The sequence below is a fragment of the Pelomonas sp. Root1444 genome (genome assembly GCF_001426885.1).
Lineage (GTDB): Bacteria > Pseudomonadota > Gammaproteobacteria > Burkholderiales > Burkholderiaceae_C > Pelomonas.
The window spans coordinates 182,990-202,500 of record NZ_LMFP01000027.1 but is presented as its reverse complement, the minus strand read 5'-3'; the positions used below and the strand labels follow the sequence as shown (position 1 = coordinate 202,500).

Sequence of the window (19,511 nt, the reverse complement as noted above, 5' to 3'; positions counted from 1 at the left end):
CGGCATCCGCGGCGCAGCGTTTTCAATCGGCAGGCGCCGACGGCCCGTGCACTCGCTGCGCGGGCCGGTCGGATCAAGGCGCCGGTGTCAGCGCACTCAGTGCCGCGGAGACGTACACCAGCGGCGCGTTCCAGTTGATCGCGATCTCGTTGGTGGTGTAGCTGCAGAAGTCGTCGAGGAAGGCCTTGGCCGGTGCCTGCGAGGGGTAGGGCGCCTTGCAGTCGTCGCCACGGCCCGGGTGCGGACCGCCGACGATCATGCCGGGCACCGGTGGCAGCTGCGGCATCGCGCCCGAGGGGCGGTGGTGCGGATGCAGCGGGGAGCGCGTGCCGAAGCCGGTGACCATGGCGTAGCCGGTCGGGTGGCGGCCGAGCACAAAGTCCAGCGCCGCCTGGGCTGCGTCCAGCATGCGGCGGTCGCCGCCGATGCGATAGCCCTGGATCAGCATCACCGCCTGGTTCAGCGCGACGGCATTGCTGCCCCAGATGAAGTCCTGCGTCTGCATGCCGACGCGGTAGGGCGAGCTCTCCCAGCGCGTGGCGATGTCGCTGGCCATCGCGAGGATGCGGCTCTCGATCAGCGCGCGGTCGGCCTTGGGCGTGAGGGCCGCACGGTGTTGCGCGAGGCTGACCCAGGCCAGCGCCTCGACGGTCGCCCAGCCGGGCACTTCCAGCTTCGCCGCCGGCGGCTGCATGGCCTGCCAGAAGCGGTCGTCGCGCGTCGTGATGTAGAGCTCGGCGGCGGCCCAGCTGAACTCGTCGTCCAGCTTGGCGTCGTCATAGCCGCCGGTGTGGATGTCGGCCGGCTGGCGGTAGATGGCGTTCGGGTGGGCGCGCGCCCAGTCCCAGGCGCGGCGGGAGGCGGCCAGCATGCGTGCCGACAGGCCCGGCCGCTGCGCCTCGAAGGCCGCGAACACGCGGCTGGCCTGGGCCATGGCCGCGGCGAAGTCCAGCGTGGCGGCCGTCGTCTTCATGACCACATAACGGTCATGCCGGGCGGCATGCGGCATGACGACGCCGTCGAAGCCCTTGTCCGTCAGCTTGTGATAGACGCCGCCGTCCGCGGGGTCCTGCATGTCCAGCATCCACTCAAGGTTCCACAGCGCCTCGTTCAGGATGTCGGGCAAGCCGTTGCCGCTCTCGGGGATGTTGAGCTGCTGCGCCTTGAAGAAGCCGGGGAAATGCTCGTAGGCGGCCAGCAGCGTGTAGACGGTGATGCCGGAGTTGACGATGTACTTGTTGTAGTCGCCGGCGTCGTACCAGCCCTTGGGCGCGGAGATCACCGTGCCTTCGGGCCGGCCGGGGCCGGCGGCCGAGGCGTGCACCAGCACGCGGTCGTCCGGGTGGCCGGCGGGCCGCGCCCAGGTGCCGGCGTGCGCCGTGTCCAGCGCCATGCCGGCGCGGTTGAGGTAGAAGAACTTCAACGCCGCGGCGTTCAGCGCCACATAGGCGTTCGGGGCGATGTCGAACGGTGCGGAGGGCTGCAGGCCCTGGACCTGCAGCCGGTAGCGCCCGGGCTGGCGCCAGGCCGAGAAGTCGGCCAGCCGCACCGCCTCCTGCGCCGGTTCCCAGCGCCGCGCCGGGCCGAGCGGGCCGCGCCAGACCTCGCGGCCGGTGGCGGCGTCCAGCACGGCGAAGCTGTCCGCCGCCACGTCGGGCAGCGCGGCCCATTTGCTGCCGGCTGGCAGGTAGCCGACCTGGTTGAGCTGGATGGCGGCGGTGGCGGGCGCGACGGCCGCGGCGGGCTGCGCGGCCTGGGTGGCCAGCGGCGCCTGGCTGCAGGCCTGCAGCGCCAACACCAGGGGCAGCAGTGCGAAACGCGCGGCGTTGCGGGCGAGGGAGCGGTTCAACGGGTGAATGGACATGGGAAGAGGGATCAGCGGGTGGGTTCGGCCCATTGCAGGTGGACAAGGCGCCAGCCGTCTTGCTTCAGGCGGCGCAGCATCAGCGGCAGCGCCGCGGCGGTTTGGTCATGCACGTCGTGCAGCAGCACGACGCCGCCGCCCTTCTCGCGCAGGCCCTTCACCAGGCGTTCGGCCAGCACCTCGGGGCTTTGGCCCTGCACCCAGTCCTCCACGCCGGTGTCGACCGACATCACGGTGACGTTCTGCTTGCGCAGCGCGTCGCGCAGGTCCGGCGTCTCCGCCAGAAAAGGGAAGCGCCAGGCCGCGGCGTCGCCGCCGATCACGTGGCGGTAGGCCTTTTGCATGGCTTCGAGATCGGCCAGCTGGTCCTTGGCGGGCAACTGGCCGAAGGCGAGGTGCTTGTGGCCGTGCATCGCGACGGTGTGGCCTTCGGCGCGCACGCGCTGGGCCAGCGCCGGGTTCTGCAGCATGGGCTCGCCGTTCATGAAGAAGGTGGCCTTGGCGCATTCGGCCTTCAGCGCCTGCAGCACGCGCTCGGTGACGCCGGGTTTCGGGCCGTCGTCGAAGGTCAGCACCACTTCGTTGGCGGCGAGCGGCAGCCGCGCGTGCGGTGAGCCGTAGGCGGCGCCTTCGCGCGGCAGCTGCAGCACGCGCTGCGTGCCCAGCGCGTCGGCGGCGCAGCCCTCGACCTGCCAGTCGACGCGGTCGATGCTGCCGCGGTCGTCACGCACCTGCAGCGTGGCGGGGCCGGCGGCCAGCGTCACTGCCGGCCAGACGGCGACGCGGTCGACCACGTCCACCGTGCCGATGACCTTGCCATTGACTTCGAGGGTGGCCTTGGCGGCATTGCTGTAGGCCTTGATCGCCAGCGTGCCGGCGGGCCGCGTGCTCAGGCGCTTGTTGGCGATGTGCAGCACCGGCTTGCTTTGCCACCAGGCGCGCATCAGGTGGTAGGCGTCCTTGAGCTTGCTGCGGTCGTAGGTCACCAGGCCCTTGTCGTTGCGGCCGGTGGTGTCGCCCTCGTGGCGGTTGGCGGCGGCGTGGTCGAAGCCCAGCCAGATGAACGTGCCCCACATGAAGGGCCGCTTGGCGATCTCTGCCGCATAGGTCTCGTGGAACAGCGCCTGGTACTGCTCGGGGTGCCAGCGGCCGCCGGGCTCGGGGCGGCGCGGCGGGTCTTCCTGCTGGATGGCGCTGGCGCCCGCGCCGTACTCGCCCAAGCCGATCGGCTTGGCCGGCAGCTTGGCATGCAGCTTGTCGGCCCAGGGGCCGATGTCCTTGAACTGGCCGTCGTACCAGCCCCAGTAGCGGTTGTACGAGGCCAGGTCGGTCTGCAACGCCATCGGGTGGTCGTCCGGCGCGCAGCAGTGCGCGTAGCTGGTCAGGCGCGAGGCGTCTTCCCGCTTGGCCAGCGCATGCAGGTCGGCCAGCAGCGCGCGGATGGGTTCGTCGCTGCGATAGACCTCGTTGCCGATGCCCCAGACGGCGACCGACGCGTGGTGGTGGTTCTGCCGCACCAGCTCGCGCAGCTGGCTGTAGAGGTTGTCGCGGAAGGCAGGCGTTTCCTCCATCGCCGAGTTCAGCGGGATCTCGGTCCACAGCACCAGGCCCAGCTCGTCGGCGCGCTCGTAGGTGTAGGCGGGGTGCTGGTAGTGCACCAGGCGCAGGCCGGTGAGGCCCATGTCCATCAGGATGCGCAAGTCCTCGTCGATCTCGGGCTTGCCGATGGCCACGCCGCGGCCGGGGCGGCCGGCGTGGAAGTAGTTGACGCCATGCAGCGGGTAGGGCTTGCCATTGAGCAGGAAACCGCGTTGCGGGTCCACGCCGAACTGGCGCAGGCCGACGGGCAGTTGCACGGTGTCGGCCACGTCACGGCCGTCCAGCAGCTCGGCGCTGAGGCGGTAGAGGTAGGGATCTTTCACGCCCTGCCACAGGTGCGGCTGGGGCACGTTCACGATGGCGGTGACCGCGTCGGTGCCGCCCGCCGGCAGGCTCAGGCGCCGGGTCTGCTGCGCGACGCTGCGGCCCTGCGCATCGCGCAGCGTCAGGCGCAGCTCGCGCCCGGCGGGCCGGCTGCCGTCGTTGCGCAGCTGCACCTGCACCTTCAGCCGTGCGCGGGTGGTGTCGAGCGTCTCGATGTCCACGCGCACGCCGGGGCCGCCATGGTCCATCAGCTCGATGTGGGTGTCCGGGGTCTCGACCAGGCCTACCGGCCGGACGAGGCCGCCGAAGACGGTGAAGTCGCCGCCCAGCGGCGCGACATGCGGCAGCCGGGTGTTGTCCACCCGCACCGCCAGCAGGTTGCGGCCGGGCTGCAGCAGCGGCGTGATGTCGAAGCGGAAGCGTGCGAAGCCGCCTTCATGCCGGCCGGCATGGCGGCCGTTGACCCAGACGTCGGCCGCCAGCGTGGCGCCGTCGAACTCGAGGAAACGGCGGGTGCCGGCGCCGGCCGGGATGTCCAGCGTGCGCCGGTACCAGGCCGGGCCGCGGTAGGGCGTGCCGCCGGTCTCGCCGTCGACGCCGTTGTAGGTGTGGGGCAGGGTGATGGCCGTCCAGGCGGCGTCGTCGAAGCCGGGGGCCTCGGCACCTGCCACGTCGGCGCGCTGGAAGCGCCAGGCGGCATCCAGCGGCGTGGTGGTGCGCGCGGCCTGGGCCTGCAGCGCGACGAGAAGGCCCAGCAGGGCGAGCAGGGGACGAAGCATCATCGGGCTCCACGTTCCAGCACGACCCGGCCCCACAGGCCCGAGGGCTGCCCAGCCGCAGCCTCGACGAGGATGGTGACTTCGCGCCGCGGTCCGCCCTTGGGCAGGGTCACGGCAAAGGGTGCCGGCTCGGCGCTGGTCTTCTCGCCGAGCTTGGCGCCGTCGACCCAGACCTCGGCCTTGCCGGCGAGGGTGCCGAAGGTCAGCTGGGCGCGGCCGTCGTTGCGGTCGTCGCGCACGTTGACGCTGCTGCGGTAGAGGCGGAAGGCACCGGCCTCGGGGCCGCGGCGCATGGGCGGCTCGTCCCAGCCCCAGGAGTTCATGTCGGTCTCGGCCAGCACGACGTTGGGGTCGGGGCGCGCGGCCGTGGCCGGCGAGACGCGCCAGCTGAGCAGCGGCGTCGTCGGCTCGGCCGTCGGCACCTGGGGCGGGGCGGCGACGGCGTTCAGGGCCAGCTCGACCTCGGCGGCCTGCAGGCCGTCGGCGCTGGCGCGCAGCTTGAGCGTGCCGCGGCCCTCGCGACGGCTCTGCACGATGACCTGCGCCAGGCCATTGAACAGGCTGCGCTCGCTGGCCTTGTCCGGCTCGTGGGAGTTGGGGTCGCCGTTGCCGACGCCGATGATGGCGCCCTGGCCCTCCAGCGCGAAGCCGACCTTGTTCTGCGCGAGCGGCACCGACCGGCCTTGCGCGTCGACGGCGCTGACGGTGATGGGCACGGCGTCCAGGCCGTCACCGGCCAGCGCCTTGCGGTCGGGCGTCAGCACCAGGCGTACCGGGGCGCCGGTGGTTTCGACGACGTCGCGCGCCACTTCCCTGCCGCCTTTCAACGCCACGGCCTCGATGCGGCCGGGCGCGTAGGGCACCTGGAAGAAGTTCATCTCGTAGGGGTCGACGGCCTGCTCGCCGACGTCCTTGCCGTTGAGCACCACGCGCACGCGCTCGGCGTTGCTCGTCACCATCACGCGGATGCTCTTGCCCTCCTGGCCGGCCCAGTTCCAGTGCGGCTGCAGCTTGACGACCGGCCGGTCCTCTACCTTGACCCATTGCGCCTGGTGGATCCAGAACGCGCCCTTGGCGAAGCCGGCCAGGTCCATCGCGCCGAAGAAGGAGCCGGCGCTGGGCCATTGGTAGGGCGTGGGCTCGCCGCGGTAGTCGATGCCGGTCCAGATGAAGCTGCCGGCGATGAAGGGGCGCTGGCCGATGGCCTTCCACGCCTGGCGGTGCGTGTTGCCCCAGGAGGAGGGCTCGTCGTCGTAGCTGCCGAACACCTGCTTGGCCTTGTCGCTGATGTACTCGCCGCGGGTCATGAAGGCCGAGGTGTCCTCGGTGCTCGTCAGCGGGCGCTTGGGGTGCTTCTTGTGATAGTCGTCGTAGATCCAGATCTGGTAGTTCAGGCCGACGACGTCGATGGCGTCCGCGGCATTGAGGTCGGTGGTGAGCCCGCCGTGCATGGCGCCCGTCACCGGCCGCGTCGTGTCCAGCTTCCTGATCTCGGCCACCATGCGGCGCGACATCTCGTAGCCGGCCTCGGTGCTCTGCAGCGGCTCCTCGTTGAAGATGGACCACAGGATGATGCTGGGGTGGTTGCGGTCGCGCCGCACCAGCCAGGTCAGCTGCTTCATGTAGTCGGGCGAGGGGTTGAAGTTGCGGTTCTCGTCCATCACCAGGATGCCCATGCGGTCGGCCATGTCCAGCACCTCGGCGGCCGGCGCGTTGTGCGCGAAGCGGATCGCGTTGGTGCCCATCTCCTTGAGGCGGCGCAGGCGGAACTCCCAGATGGACTCGGGCACGGCGACGCCGACGCCGGCATGGTCCTGGTGGATGCAGACGCCCTGCAGCTTGACGGACTCGTCGTTGAGGAAGAAGCCGCGGTCGGCGTCGAAGCGGATGGTGCGAAAGCCCGTCTGCACCTCGGTGCGGTCGAGCTCTTTGCCGCCCTCGCGCAGCACGGCGCGCACGCGGTAGACGTTGGGCCGGGCCAGCGACCACAGCTTGGGATCGCGCACGTCCAGCTTCATGCGGGCGACGGCCGAGTCCAGCGCGCCGACGCGCGCGCGCGCGCTGCCCTTGGCCACCTCGCGGCCGGCCGGGTCGGTCACGACCACGTCGACGACGCCTTCGCGCGTGCCCTTGGCGCTGCTCTGCAGCGTCACTTCCACCGGGATGGTCCAGCGCCCGCCCTGCTTGACCGGGTTGGCATGCAGGCCGTCGGTGGCGATGTGCAGCGCGTCGCGCTTGACCAGCCAGCTGTGGCGGTAGATGCCGGCACCCTCGTACCACCAACCCTCCTGGGCGTCGGCGTCGACGCGCACGGCGATGGTGTTGACGTCGGCGCCGTAGCGCACGTAGGGCGTGATGTCGATGCTGCGGCCGTTGTAGCCCGACCAGTTGCGGTCGACGACGATGCCGTTGACCCAGACGGTGCTGTGAGTGGCGATGGCGTCGAACTGCAGCTCGATGTGGCGGCCCCGGTCGGCCTCGGGCAGCTGCACGTAGCGGCGGTACCAGGCGATGCCGCGGGCGCGGTAGCCCTGCGAGACGTTCTCGTTGCGGTCGAACGGGCTCTCGACGGCCCAGTCGTGCGGCAGGTCCAGGCGGCGCCAGGCGGAGTCGTCGAAGTCCGCGGCGGCAGCGCCCCAACCGTTGTTGGCCTTGCCGTTGTGATAGCTCATGCCATGGCCCTTGATCGGAGGCATGGGCACGTCGCCGCGGTGGAAGAGCCAGCCGGCGTCCAGCGACAGGCGTTCATGGCCGGCGGCCTGGGCGGCTTGCGTGCCGAGCATCAGCACCGCCAGGCATGCGGCGACCAGCCAGTTGAAGAGGGACGAAGCGCGGAGCATGCGGGACTTCCTGTCGAGGTGAGCTGCGGATTGAACCGCAAACGGGCGGGTGGGCGATTCGTGGGCTGGCGGACTCGCAAGCGGCGGCACAAAAGGCAAAAGCCGCCGGCGCTTTGGCGCTGGCGGCTTGACCTGTTGGAGCGGGTCAGTCGCGGCGGCGGCGGCGCGCGATGGCGCCGACGGCGGCGAGCCCTCCCAGCCACAGCGCGTAGGTCGCGGGCTCGGGAACCGCGCTCACCGAATCCGCAGAGGCGCTCAGGCCGATGCGCACCTTGGCCCAGGTGTTTTCTGTGGCGCTGGGGTTGGTCCAGCTGGCCGTCAGGATGGAGGGGCCGCTGTAGGGCGAGTCGCCGAAGACGACGGCTTCGGCGTAGTTCCCGGGCAGGCAGGTGTCCGTCGTGAAGTCGGTGCTGCACAGCTCGATGTAGGCGTTGCCTTGCGACATCCCGCCGCTGGCCAGCAGGCTGTCCACCTTCACGCTGAAGGTGATGGTCGCGCCGACCGCCACCAGGATCTGGTTGTCGAGGACGTTGGCGAACGACCAGCCCGCCTGGCCACCGCTCACGTCAACCTTGGCCTGTGCGGTGACGCCTTCGAGATGCTCGCCGGCGGTTCTGGCGGTCAACGAAGCCATTGCAGACGAAGCACCATCGGTCACGGAAGAGCCAGCCACCCGGCCGTGCCAAGCCGTCATGCTGTCGAGGAAGCTGGGGTTCTGCAGGCCGACGCTGGTGCCGGCGGTAAGGCTTCTCCATTCCACCTCGACGGGCATGTAGTACCACCCACCGGCGACGGACAGTGTCACGTCCGATACCTTGACCTCCGCCACATCGGCCGCGGCCAGTTGCGAAGCGGCGATCAGGGCCGCGCCAAGTGCGAATTTGAATGTCGTCATCATGTTTGTCTATGGTTGAATGGTTATCAGGCCCTGCTCGGCGCGTCGAGGAGAACCGCAAGCTCCGCACGCCCTTGTTGTTATTGGTAATACCAGTTTCGCACGATAAAGTTTTGGTCTTACCGGGAAAAACACCTATCCAGGCCAAACAGAACAGGGAGGCGCAGATCCATAGCGCTCCTGTCTGCATTCATGCATTGATTGGTCAGCCGAACAAATTAGCATTGGCCAGACCAGTTCTTTGCGGAGACTCGACAGATGAAGTGCTTTCTGTGGCTCACCTGCCTGGCCACGATGGCCTGCGGGATCGTTGGCGACGTGACGGCCGCTCCGCCCAAGAAGCTGCTCGTCGTCACGACGACGCTGGGTTTCCGGCACGCTTCCATCGAGACGGCCGAACGCGTGCTGACGTCGCTGGGCGAGACCTCCGGTTCCTATGAGGTCGAGCTGGCTGCCGTGACGCCCGCGGGCGACGCTGGGTCGGATGCCTACAGGCAAAAGGTCCACGCCATGCTGGAAGGCAAGATGAACGCCGCAGCTCTGAAGCGCTACGACGGCATCGTCTTCGCCAGCACCACGGGCGAGCTGCCGCTGCCCGACAAGGCCGCATTCATCCAGTGGGTCAGGGACGGCGGCGCCTTCATCGGCATCCACAGCGCCTCCGACACGTTCCACGCCTACCGTCCCTACCTCGACCTGCTGGGCGGCGAATTCGACTATCACCGCGAGCAGGTCCGCATCAAGGCGTTGAACCGGGATGCTTCGCACTCGGCGAATCGCCATCTGCCGTCCACCTGGAACCTCGATGGCGAGCTGGAGGAGATCTACGTCTTCAAGAACTACCGGCCGGACCGCGTGCATGAGTTGCTCGTGCTGGACCGTCATCCCAACACGGGCGCGCCCGGCAACTTCCCGCTCTCATGGTCTCGCGAGGAGGGCCAGGGTCGGGTGTTCTACACGGCACTGGGCCACAACGAGGCGGTGTGGCAACTGCCAGCGTTCCAGCAGCACGTGCTGGGCGGCATCGAATGGGCGTTGAAGCTCAATCCCAAGCCCCCGGTCAGGCCTTGACCGGCCCGAGGCCGCCTATCGGAACAGCCGCTGCGCGAAGTGGTACAGGTTCTCGGCCCAGCTTTCGCGGTCGTGGCCGTGTTCGTCGACGTTCCACAGGTGGGGAATCTCATGCTGCTTGAGCGCCTGATGCACGCCCTGTGAAACGTTGATCAGGCCGTCCTTGTTGCCGCAGGACAGGTAGAGCAGCGCGAGCTGGCGGCGCACCCCAGCGGGGTCGGGTAGCAGCGCCGCGACCGGCTTGGTGTTGGGGGCGGAGGAGAAGCCGCCGATCCAGGCGAACGTGTCCAGGTGCGCAAGGCCGAAATTGAGCGCCTGCCCACCGCCCATCGACAGCCCGGCGATCGCCCGGTGGCCGCGGTCCGCCAGCGTCGGGTACTTGGCGTCAACAGCCGGGATGAGGAACTCCAGCAGGTCGCGTTCGAACTTGGCGAAAGCGCTGGCGTGCTCCGGCGTGAACACGCGGTCGGCCGGCGGGGGGGTGTCGTCCGGCAGTGCCCGGCCATTGGGCATCACGACGATCATCGGCAGCGACTTGCCGTCGGCGATGAGGTTGTCCAGCACGGCGTCGGCCCGCACGTAGCCACGCCACTCGTGCTGGTTGCCGCCGATGCCGTGCAGCAGGTAGAGCACCGGGTAGCGCTTCTCTGCCGAGTAGCCGGGTGGCAGGTAGACGCTGGCCTTGCGCTGCGTACCGGTCACGCCGGAGGCATAGCTCAGGTCCTCGACACGACCGGCCGCCACGCCCGGCCGCGCATCGGCAAAGCCGGCGGGCGGCGCGGGGAAGGCGCGCACGTCGTCGGCCGCGAGCGTGATGGGGCGGCCGAAGTTGGCGCGCGCCCGGTCCGGCGTGACGGTCTCGACGCCTTGCGCCGAGGCAGCGGTGGCGAGTGCCAGCAGCGCGAGTGTGGCCAGTGTCTTGGTGGGTTGCATCTGGAGTGCCGGTGTCCGAGGTGATCAGCTCTTGCGCCCGCGCCGCCACGCTTCGACCACCTGCGTGGTCAGCGCGTCGGCCTCGCGTTGCTGCGCGGCGGTGAGGGGCGCCGTCGGGTTCATCAGCGCGACCGCATCGATGACTTTAACCATCCCCTTGCCCAGCCCCGGCACGAGCTCGTCCTGTATCTGCACATAGGCATTCCTGTAGCCGCTGCGTTGTGCCGGCGTGATGCCCAGATCGCGCGCCATATCGCCGGAGGCCATGGCAAGCGACATCAGCGTGTTGGGGTCGCCGGCCTGGGCCGCCTGGCGCACATCGGCCTGCAGCCTGGCGATCAGCGCCGGGTCCGCCTTGTCTTTGGCGTCCGGCGACTGCAGCGATTGCAGATAGGCCAGTGCCGCTCCTGGAGCTTTGCCCTCATAGGCTTTTTGCAGGAGCTCACCGCTGCGCGCCAGCGTGGCGGCGTCGAAGACCTGGCAGCGTCGCTGATCGCGCTGGGCCTGGGCGATGGTCTCGTTGCTCACGCCGTCCTCGCCGCCCATCTCCTTGAGCGCCTTCTTCACGTTGGCTGGCATCAGGTCCGGCTGATCGCGAACGGCAAACAGGGCCTCCGGAGCCCGGGACATCGTCGCGCAGTGCCGCAGCGTCTGGGCCGCTTTCAGCGCATCTTCCGGGCTGCCACCGCTCAGCGCCAGCTGCACCTGGCGCAGCGTTTCGGCCGGTGATTCTTCCGGCGGTCGCGCAGCCGCCGCAGGTTTGCCAGATGCCGCCATGCCGCTGGCCGCAACGGCGGACGACGCCGGCACCGCCAGGCCTACTGCTGTGGTGCTGGCCGGTTCGGCCGTTGCTGCGGGCAGCTCCAGCGCCGCAGCCGGCGTGGCTGCCGGAGCACCGCTGGCCGGTTTGTCGCCATGCAGCCATGCAACTGCGCCACCGCCTGCAAGCACGATCGCTGCGAAGGCCACTGCATAGTGCGTGCGGCGGCGGCTTCGATCACTCCCCGTCTTTGCCATCTCGTTGCACTCCCTTGGATTGGATCGCCTGCGGTTGATGCGCCCGTTACGGCGTCGGAGAGGCAGTGGCCGCGGGGCGCCCGAGCAGCCGGCGCGGGATGTACTGGAAGTCCGCCACGCCTGGCTTGCGCCACGCGAGCATCAGGGCCAGGTCTGGCGCGGGCCCTTGGAAGTAGCGCACGCGGAAATCGCGCGGGCCCTTGGCCATCTTGACCGTGGCCATCGCCGGCTCGGGCGCGTGGATGCCGTCGTTGTTGATCACCTCGACGCCGTCCACGGTCAGGATGGCACCGTCGTCTGACAGCAGCATCAGCTCCCATGTGCCGTCTTCCGGGATGTTGAGGGTGAAGCGGATGTCCAGGCCGAACCATTCGACCAGGTCGAGGCCCGGGAACCCGTCGTTGAACTTCCGGGGGGTGACGTCGAGCTGGGCCAGGCAGACGGTCTTGATGGGCTTGTTGCCCCGGCGCATATCCCTCACCGTTTTGAATCCCGGGCGCAGGCGGAACACGTCGGCCACCATCTTGCGGTCCGACCCTTCCTCGCATTCCTCGAACACCTTGGCGCTGCTGGCGGCCGGGGCTGGCGGCGGCGGGGCCACCGGTGGTGCGACCGGTGGAGGAGGCGCCGGGGCGACCGTCGGCGGCGGCGGTGGCGGCGGGGCTTGCGGCGCGGCCTCGACCTTGGACACCTCGATCACCGGCAGCTCGGGTATCGCCGGCAGGTTCGGCGGCTGCAGATCGGGCATCTTCGGGGGCGGCATCAAGGGCTCGGGCTTCGGCGGGTCCTTCTGCAGGACGACGCTCACATCGGTACTGCGAGGCTTCTTTGGCGGCGGCGCCTTGGCGCGCCACGACAGCACCGCCACCAGGATCAGGAGGTGGAATACGACAGCAATGATCAGCGCGTAGCCATTGAAGCCGCGCGGCCACAGTCGCCGCGATTTGGATTCGGCCTCGGGCGTGTCGGGGTTGGGTGGTGTCCAGGTCATGAGACTCCTCGTTCTTGTTATGTCGTGCCCGCAAGGGCCGCAAGGCCCACGGTGGCTCGGTAGCTGAAGCGGCGCAGGCGCACCTCGCCGGCACCCGCGGCGAAGAGCGCCGGCCGCAGGCTGGGGAAACCGCCGAAGACGTTCTGGTGGAGGGCGGAGACCTCGTTCAACCAGGGGTTCTGCACCCAGGGCCCGTCGCCCGCGGCGTGCTCGAAGGTGATGCGCTGCTGGTGGTGGGTCACGCGCAGGCGGTGGCGCACGCCTAGCACCGGCTGCTGCGTCCAGTTGTGCTCCTGGCCATAGTTGTAGGTGTGCATGAGGCCGTCGCCGATGCCGACGCCGACGAAGCCGCGGGCATCATGGAACAGCGCCAGGCCGCCCTGGACCGCGCCGATCAGCTCGAAGTCCAGTTCCGCCTCGTAGCTGTGGTCGCCGACGGTGCAGGTGAGCGGCGAGCAGTCGGCCAGCCCCGTGCCCTTGCCGCGCAGCAACAGGCCGGCGCCGTCGTAGTGCGCGCGCCGCAACTCGTCAGGGGCGGCGTCGAAGAAGCTCCATTGCGTGCCGAGCCGGTCGCGCGTGAAGTCGTCGGACAGCCCCGCCGCCGCCATTGCCTCAGCGCCCGCTGTGCCGCCGCGAGGCATGCGTTGCGGCCGGTCGAGCGCCGAGCCGGTGACGCGGAACCAGCCCTCGCGCGTCCAGCCGACCGGTTGCAGCAGCGTCTGACGGCCGAGGGTGCGGAACCCCTTCTCGTGGCCATGGCAGACCATCCACCAGTCGCCGGCCGGGCCTTGCACCAGGTTCAGAGGGCCGCCGGTCTGCCAGGGATCGGCGGCGCCGGCGGAGCCTGTGACGGGGTCGAAGGGGCAGGCCTCCCACGGCCCATGCACGGACGGCGCGCGCGCGACGGTCGCGCGGTGCACGGCACTGCCGCTTGCCGTGGTGATCAGGTAGACGAACTCGCCGTGGCGCAGCATCCGTGCGCTTTCGAGCGCAGGGCAGTCGGTGCCGGACAGGCCGCCCGCGGTCGCCAGGCCGTCGTCGCTCAGGCGCACGCGCTGCAGGCCGTTGACGAGGAGATGCCGCTGGCTGGCCTCGTCGACGACGTGGGCGGGGGCCGCGCAGCCCGGCAGGCCCAGGTCGATGGGGGCGCTCCAGGGGCCGCGCATGTCGTCGGCATGGACGACATGGATGGCGGTGCCCTGCGGCGTGCGCACGCCGAGATAGATGAAGTAGCGGCCTGCGTGCTGGATGAGGTTCACGGCGTGCACCGAACCGATGACCCGGGCGAGCGCGGCGCCGATCGGCACCCAGTGCACGAGGTCCCGCGAGTGCCAGATCACCACGCCGGGGCAGGACTGGAAGGAGGCGCAGCTGAGGTAGTAGTCGGCGCCGTCTTGCAGCAGGGCCGGCTCGGGGTGGTCGCCCGCCAGCACGGGGTTGCGGAAACTGCCGCCGCCGAGGCCGGCGCCGCGCAGGCTACCAAGGCTCGGTGCCGGCGCCGCCCCGTCCGTGCACACGAGCGCGGCCAGCGATGGCGGGCGTGACACGGCCGGGCCGGCGGCAGGCTTCATGTCGGTGCCGCGAAATCGCTGGCGCTCAGGCGGGCGTGGCCGCGCGCGTCGAGCTTGACCGCCACGCTACGGCCGAGATGACGCAGGGCGACGCCGGCGCGCACCGGCCCGCGCAGGCGCACGCGGGTCAGGCGCCCAGCCTGCCAATCGACGTCCACCTCGACGCCGCCGTGGGCGCGCACGCCGTGCAGGCGGCCGGTCGGCCAGGCCTTGGGCAGGGCGGCCAGCAGGTGCACCTCGCCGCCCCAGGACTGCACGATCATGTCCAGGATGGCCGCCGCGCCGCCGAAGTTGCCGTCGATCTGGAAGGGCGGGTGGGCGTCGAACATGTTGGGGTAGGTGCGCGCGGGTCCCAGCAGGCCTTGCAGTACCTTGTAGGCCCGCTCGCCGTCGCCCAGGCGCGTCCACAGCGCGAGCCGCCAGGCGGTGGCCCAGCCGGTGCTTTCGTCGCCGCGGGTGTTCAGCGTCTTGCGGGCGGCCTGGGCCAGCGCGGGTGTGTCGCGCACATTGACCTGCTCGCTGGGGTAGACGGCGTAGAGGTGCGAGACATGGCGGTGCTGCTGGTCGGTGGCCGACGCATCCCAGTCTTCCAGCCACTCCTGCAACTGGCCTTGCGCGCCGATGCGGTCGGCGGGCAGGCGGGCTCTCGCCTTGCGGACGGCAGCGGTGAATGCCGCGTCGTCCTCGCCCAGCTGTGCCTGTGCCGCAATGGCTGCGTCGAACAGGTCGCGCAGGATCTGGCGGTCCATGGCCGGCCCGGCGCACAGTGCGATGTCGGCATGGTGGTTGTTCTCCGGCGACGACGATGGCGACGTGACCAGCCCGCGGCCCTTGGGGTCTTCGATCAGCGTGTCGAGGAAGAACAGCGCGGCGCCCTTGAACAGCGGCACCAGGCGACGCAGCACGGCCGGGCTCGGGTTGTACTGGTACTGCTGCCACAGCGTCGTGCAAAGCCAGGCGCCGCCGGTGGGCCACATGCCCCACAGCGGGCCGTCCAGCGGTGCCGTGGCGCGCCACAGGTCGGTGTTGTGGTGGGCGACCCAGCCGCGCGCGCCGTAGCTGTTGCGCGCGGTGCGGGCGCCGGTGACGGCCAGGTCCTCCACCATCTTCAGCAGCGGCTCGACGCACTCGCCCAGGTTGGCCGGCCCGGCGGGCCAGTAGTTCATCTCCGTGTTGATGTTGATCGTGTACTTGCCTTCCCACGGTGGGTGCAGCACTTCGTTCCACACCCCTTGCAGGTTGGCCGGCTGGCTGCCCGGCCGAGAGGACGACAGCAGCAGGTAGCGCGCGTACTGCACATACATCGCGGCGAGCGCGGCGTCGGGCTGGCGGGGCACGTCCTTGATGCGGGCATCGGTGGTGCGGGCATTGGCCTCGCGGCCACCGAGGTCGATGTGCAGGCGGCGGAACAGCGCGCGGTGGGCCTTGAGGTGGTCGTCGCGCAGCTTGGCGAAGGGCTTGCGCGCGGCCGCGGCGGTGCGCTGGCGCACGGCGGCCACGGGGTCGCCGCTGGTGTCCTGCCAGTTGACGTAGCTGGTCTCGCCGGCCACCACCAGCGTCAGCTGGCGCGCGCCGCGCACGCGCAGCCGGTCGCCGACGGCCTCGATGCGACCGTCGCCCACTGCTTGCACGCGCAGCGCATAGCGCAGCTGGCCCGGGATGCCGAAGGCCTGCACATTGCGGCCCTCGATCAGCAGTGCGTCGCTGCCGTCGGCACGCACCGCCAGCGACCCCGGCCGCTTCTCGGCATTGAGAGATTCGCGGTGGTCCCAGGGCGCACCGACGAAGACGACGCCATCCTTGTCGTACTTGGTGTCGCCGAAGCCGCCGTAGGGCTGGTAGTCGGGGTGGCGGTAGCCGAGGTCGACGTCGATGGCTCCGTCGCCTTCGATCTCCAGCCGGATCACCGTCACCTGGTCCGGCACGCTGCAGAAGGTCTCGCGCCGGTGGCGGCCGCTGCCGTCGATGAACTGCGTGGTGGCGATGGCGCTGTCGAGGTCGAGGCTGCGCCGATATCGCGCTGCGGCCTTCACGCCGGGGAAGTCCAGCAGCAGGTCGCCGGCGCCGCTGAACGGCATCTGCTTGATCGGCTTGCCCATCAGCGCTTCCGAGACGAGGTCGTTGGCCTCCTTCCAGCGCTCCTGGTCGATGAGGGCCCGCACTTGAGGCAGGGCCTCGCGGAACTTCGGGTTGTCCTGGACGTAGGGGCCGCCGCCGTACAGCGTGTCGATGTTGAACTGCAGCCGCTCCTGCGCCGGGCGGCCGAAGACCATCGTGCCCAGGCGCCCGCTGCCCACCGGCAATGCCTCGATCCAGGGCCCGGCGGGCTGGTCGTACCACAGCATGAGCGAGTCGTCGGCCAGCTTGGCGGCACCGCTTTGCGCGAAGACCGGCAAGGCGGCCAGGGTGCAGGCCAGCGAGGTGCCGCCAGCGACGAAGCCGCGGCGGGTGGGATTGAAATGGGTCATCTTGTCTCTCGAGGTGGCGGGCGGCACCCGCTTACCGGGGCGTGGCCAGCAGCTTGTCCAGCGTCGGCGCCATCGCGCGCTGCCAGAGGCCGTAGCCCTTCTCGTTGGGGTGCAGGAGGTCGGGCATGACGTCCTTGCTGAGTGTGCCGTCGGCGTTCAGCAGCGCGGCGTTGATGTTGAGGAAGTGGACGTTGCGGCCGTCGGCATAACCCTCGATGAGCTTGTTGACACGCTCGTTGAGGCCGCGCTGGAAGTCGTCGGGTTTCTCGCCGCGCGGGAAGATGGCCAGCAGCAGCAGCTTCGTGTCGGGCAGCCGCTGGCGGATCTCGTCGACCAGCCGCTTGATGCCGGCCGCGGTGGTGGTGGGGTTCTCGGCGCGGTGGCCGGTGTTGTTGGTGCCGATCATCAGCACGGCCACCTTCGGGCGGATGCCGTCGATCTCGCCGTGCTGCAGGCGCCACAGCACGTTCTCCGTGCGGTCGCCGCCGAAGCCCACCGCCAGACCGTTGAGCTTGGCGAAGTGACGCTGCCAGACCTCGCGGCCCTCCTTCTCCCAGCCCTGGGTGATGGAGTCGCCGATGAAGACGACCTCGGGCGGCGTGCCGGCTTCGATGAGCTTGCGCTTTTCCTCGAGCTTCTCCTTGTGGCGCGGCAGCCACCAGTCGACGGCCCAGGATTCGTCGAGCATCGCGGGCGTGACGGACTCCGTGCGGTAGTCCGGGCAGGCCAGGCCTGGCTTGGCCTCGCGCGTGATGCGCACGTTGGCGACGCTGATGCGGCCGCTGCCCGTGCTGTCCAGCGCAAACGGCAGCCTGACCTTGGAGAAGTCGGCACCCTCACGCGCGAAGCAGCTCATCGGTAGCGCCACGCGCTGCCAGCCCTTGCCGGCCCAACCGCGCGCCGGCGCCATGAGGTTGACGCCGCGCTCGCAGCCGTCGCCGCAGGCCACCTTGGCGCGCACGCCGCCCTGGCCCAGCTCGGCGACGTCCAGGTCGAACTCCAGCGTGCCGCCCAGGTAGGGCCGCAGGTCCAGCGGCTGGCGCGACTCGAAGCGCAGCGTGGCCTGCCACAGCTCTTTCCAGTCGAGCAGCACGGCCTCGCGCTGGCCGGCGGTGCTGCGCGCGCTGGCGGCGAGGGTGCTGGCGCGCGCGTACTCGGCCGTGGGTGCCGGCACGGTGACGCTGTCGCCACTCAGCTCGGCCTGGGCCTCCCAGTGGCCGACGACCGTACGCCAGGCGGCTGCCGGCGCCGGCAGGATGGTGATGTCCGGCGCGGCCTGCGCCTGGGTGCCGAAGAACGCCGTGCCCAGCAGCGTGCCAAGCATGGCCTTGCGAGCGCCGCTCATTTGTAGCGCCCCATCTTGACCTTGAGCACGCGCGGGTTGGCGACGAAGTTCAGGCCCCAGTCGACCTGGTCGCCGTTCCAGCGGCGCTCCATCGTCCACGTGCCGTTGGCGTCGTAACGCCCTTCCTCGACGTACTCGATCAGCGCCCGGCCGCTGCCCTCGATGTCGTCGATGCGCACGCGCGCCTGCTGGCCGACGAGGATGAACTCGTCGTCGGTGATCTGCGCGATGGACACCCCGCCGACGAGCTTGTCGGCATGCGCCGGCTTCTCCTTCTGGTTGCCCGGCCATTCGCGCTCGCCGAACTGCCATTGGCCGAAGGTGACGTGGGCCTTCCAGCCCTTCATCGTGACGAACCGGTCGGCATGGTCGTCGGGCTCGGCGACACCGTAGGTGCGGCCGTCGAACGCCCATTGCGCCCACTGGCGCTGCATCGGGCGGAAGGCGGCGAAGACCTTGGCGAATGGCTCCAGCGTGGCCTTGTCGTTGGTCTTGGCGCCCAGCGGGTGGTTGGCGTAGTCGAAGTAGTCGATGCCGAAGGGCGCGACGCCGATCGCGCCGCGGCCGAGGATCTGGTACAGGTAGCGGGCGTAGAGATCGCTGTTGCCGATCTCCGGCACGAACAAGGCGTTGTCGGGGCGCTTGAACTTGTCCAGGTTGGCGTCGAGCTTGGCCGACTCGGGGTTGTAGATGTCGGGGCCGACGATGTCGATCGCGGGCGCGGCGGCCTTGTAGATGTCGATGACGTCGTAGGTCGGGCCGCCGCTGGCGAAGTTCTTGTTCCAGGGCTTGGGGGGCTGCTCCAGCGGGTCGCGCAGCGCGTTGTTGACGTACATCGGCAGGTCGTAGACGGCGCGGCCGGCCTTGGCGATCTCGCCGATGTAGCGCGCCTTGGCCCAGGCGTGGAAGTACTCGTCGGCGTAGTCGCCATAGACGGCGCGCCAGCTGCCCTTGGCCGCGCCCGGCACCGGCGCCTTCTTGCGCGCCAGCACCGCGGGCGGCACATCCTGCTCGAACAGCGCCTGGGCCCGCTTGCCGAAGTCACGCACGAGGCCGAAGGTGCCGACCTCGTTCTCGACCTGCACCATCAGCACGGTGCGGTCCTTCTCGTCGATCTTCTTGAGGTGCGCCATCAGCGCGGTGAAGGCGCGCTGGTCGGCCTTGAGCGTCTCCTCGCCGTGCGGCGAGAGGCAGTAGCTGTCCTTGCCGGTCGCGTCGACCATGCGCGGGAAGCGCTGGTTGTCGAACTTGACCCAGGCGGGCGTGTACTGCGGGCTGGTGTTTTTCCAGGTGCCGAACCACAGCAGCACGACACGCACCTTGTGCTCGCGCGCCTGCTGGAGGAGGGTGTCGACGAAGGAGAAATCGAAGCGCCCTTCGATCGGCTCGACCTGCTCCCAGGCGATCGGCACCTCGACGGTGTTGGCGTGGATGTCGGCCACGGCGGGCCAGACCTTCTTCAGCGCCTCGGGGTAGTTGCTGGAGTTGTGGACCTGGGCGCCAAGAAGCGTGAACGGCGCGCCGTCCACGATGAGGGCGTGGCGGCCGTTGCTCTGGGCGAGGCGGGGCGCTTCGGCGGCGATGGCAGCGGAGCCAATGAGCAGGCCAAGGGCTGCCAGCCCGGTCCGGCGAAGACGGGCGAGGGACTTCTTCAGCATGTTGCCGTGGAGAAAAGCAGATCGGCGGCGGTGGGCCGCAGGGTGAAACGGGCATCAGCGCGTCAGCGCATCGGCAGGAAGCAACGGCGTCCAGTGACGCCGTAAATTTGGTCATGCCAATTTTCCATGCCTGCGAATTTGGTCTTACCGGTGTAT

12 protein-coding genes are annotated in these 19,511 nt (G+C 69.9%); 1 reads left to right on the top strand and 11 read right to left on the bottom strand.

The genetic code is table 11. The features are described 5' to 3' along the window. Positions 1 to 73: 73 nt before the first annotated feature. The 4 genes from ASD35_RS17855 to ASD35_RS27830 form a co-directional block, all read right to left on the bottom strand. The gene (locus ASD35_RS17855; RefSeq protein ID WP_082580254.1) at positions 74 to 1,864 is read right to left on the bottom strand and encodes a glycoside hydrolase family 9 protein; all 1,791 of its coding nucleotides are present in this window, start codon (positions 1,862 to 1,864) and stop codon (positions 74 to 76) included. Between the two features lie 11 nt (positions 1,865 to 1,875). Continuing rightward, positions 1,876 to 4,566, bottom strand: coding sequence for a polysaccharide deacetylase family protein (locus tag ASD35_RS17850; RefSeq protein WP_162254488.1), 2,691 nt, complete (start codon positions 4,564 to 4,566; stop codon positions 1,876 to 1,878). Continuing rightward, positions 4,566 to 7,406: a beta-galactosidase GalA gene (gene galA / locus ASD35_RS17845; protein ID WP_056876313.1), complete on the bottom strand. Its 2,841-nt coding sequence runs from the start codon at positions 7,404 to 7,406 to the stop codon at positions 4,566 to 4,568. Before galA ends, ASD35_RS17850 begins: the two co-directional genes overlap by 1 nt. A gap of 145 nt (positions 7,407 to 7,551) precedes the next feature. Further along, positions 7,552 to 8,301: a PEP-CTERM sorting domain-containing protein gene (locus ASD35_RS27830; RefSeq protein WP_235538385.1), complete on the bottom strand. Its 750-nt coding sequence runs from the start codon at positions 8,299 to 8,301 to the stop codon at positions 7,552 to 7,554. 258 nt (positions 8,302 to 8,559) lie between these two features. Between ASD35_RS27830 and ASD35_RS17835 the strand changes: the two genes are divergently transcribed. Next, on the top strand, positions 8,560 to 9,372 hold the full coding sequence (locus ASD35_RS17835; protein ID WP_056876311.1) for a ThuA domain-containing protein: 813 nt from the start codon (positions 8,560 to 8,562) through the stop codon (positions 9,370 to 9,372). A gap of 15 nt (positions 9,373 to 9,387) precedes the next feature. Here ASD35_RS17835 and ASD35_RS17830 read toward each other — a convergent pair whose 3' ends face one another. From ASD35_RS17830 to ASD35_RS17800, 7 genes are read right to left on the bottom strand one after another with little or no spacing between them, the layout of a single operon-like run. Continuing rightward, positions 9,388 to 10,305, bottom strand: coding sequence for an esterase family protein (locus ASD35_RS17830; protein WP_056876310.1), 918 nt, complete (start codon positions 10,303 to 10,305; stop codon positions 9,388 to 9,390). Positions 10,306 to 10,329: 24 nt separating this feature from the next. After that, positions 10,330 to 11,322: a hypothetical protein gene (locus ASD35_RS17825; RefSeq protein WP_157275633.1), complete on the bottom strand. Its 993-nt coding sequence runs from the start codon at positions 11,320 to 11,322 to the stop codon at positions 10,330 to 10,332. A gap of 46 nt (positions 11,323 to 11,368) precedes the next feature. After that, positions 11,369 to 12,313 carry a PA14 domain-containing protein gene (locus ASD35_RS17820; RefSeq protein WP_056876308.1) on the bottom strand — a complete coding sequence of 315 codons (945 nt, stop codon included), beginning with the start codon at positions 12,311 to 12,313 and terminating at the stop codon, positions 11,369 to 11,371. Positions 12,314 to 12,330: 17 nt separating this feature from the next. Beyond that, positions 12,331 to 13,884, bottom strand: coding sequence for a family 43 glycosylhydrolase (locus tag ASD35_RS17815; RefSeq protein ID WP_056876307.1), 1,554 nt, complete (start codon positions 13,882 to 13,884; stop codon positions 12,331 to 12,333). After that, on the bottom strand, positions 13,881 to 16,352 hold the full coding sequence (locus ASD35_RS17810) for a glycoside hydrolase N-terminal domain-containing protein (protein WP_082580253.1): 2,472 nt from the start codon (positions 16,350 to 16,352) through the stop codon (positions 13,881 to 13,883). The genes ASD35_RS17815 and ASD35_RS17810 overlap by 4 nt, the downstream gene beginning before the upstream one ends. 31 nt (positions 16,353 to 16,383) lie before the next feature. Further along, a complete protein-coding gene (locus tag ASD35_RS17805; RefSeq protein ID WP_056876306.1) occupies positions 16,384 to 17,697 on the bottom strand; it encodes a GDSL-type esterase/lipase family protein in 1,314 nt (437 codons plus the stop codon). Then, entirely contained in the window at positions 17,694 to 19,355 is a 1,662-nt protein-coding gene (locus ASD35_RS17800; RefSeq protein WP_056876305.1) for a DUF5597 domain-containing protein, read from the bottom strand. The genes ASD35_RS17805 and ASD35_RS17800 overlap by 4 nt, the downstream gene beginning before the upstream one ends. Between the last annotated feature and the right edge of the window lie 156 nt (positions 19,356 to 19,511).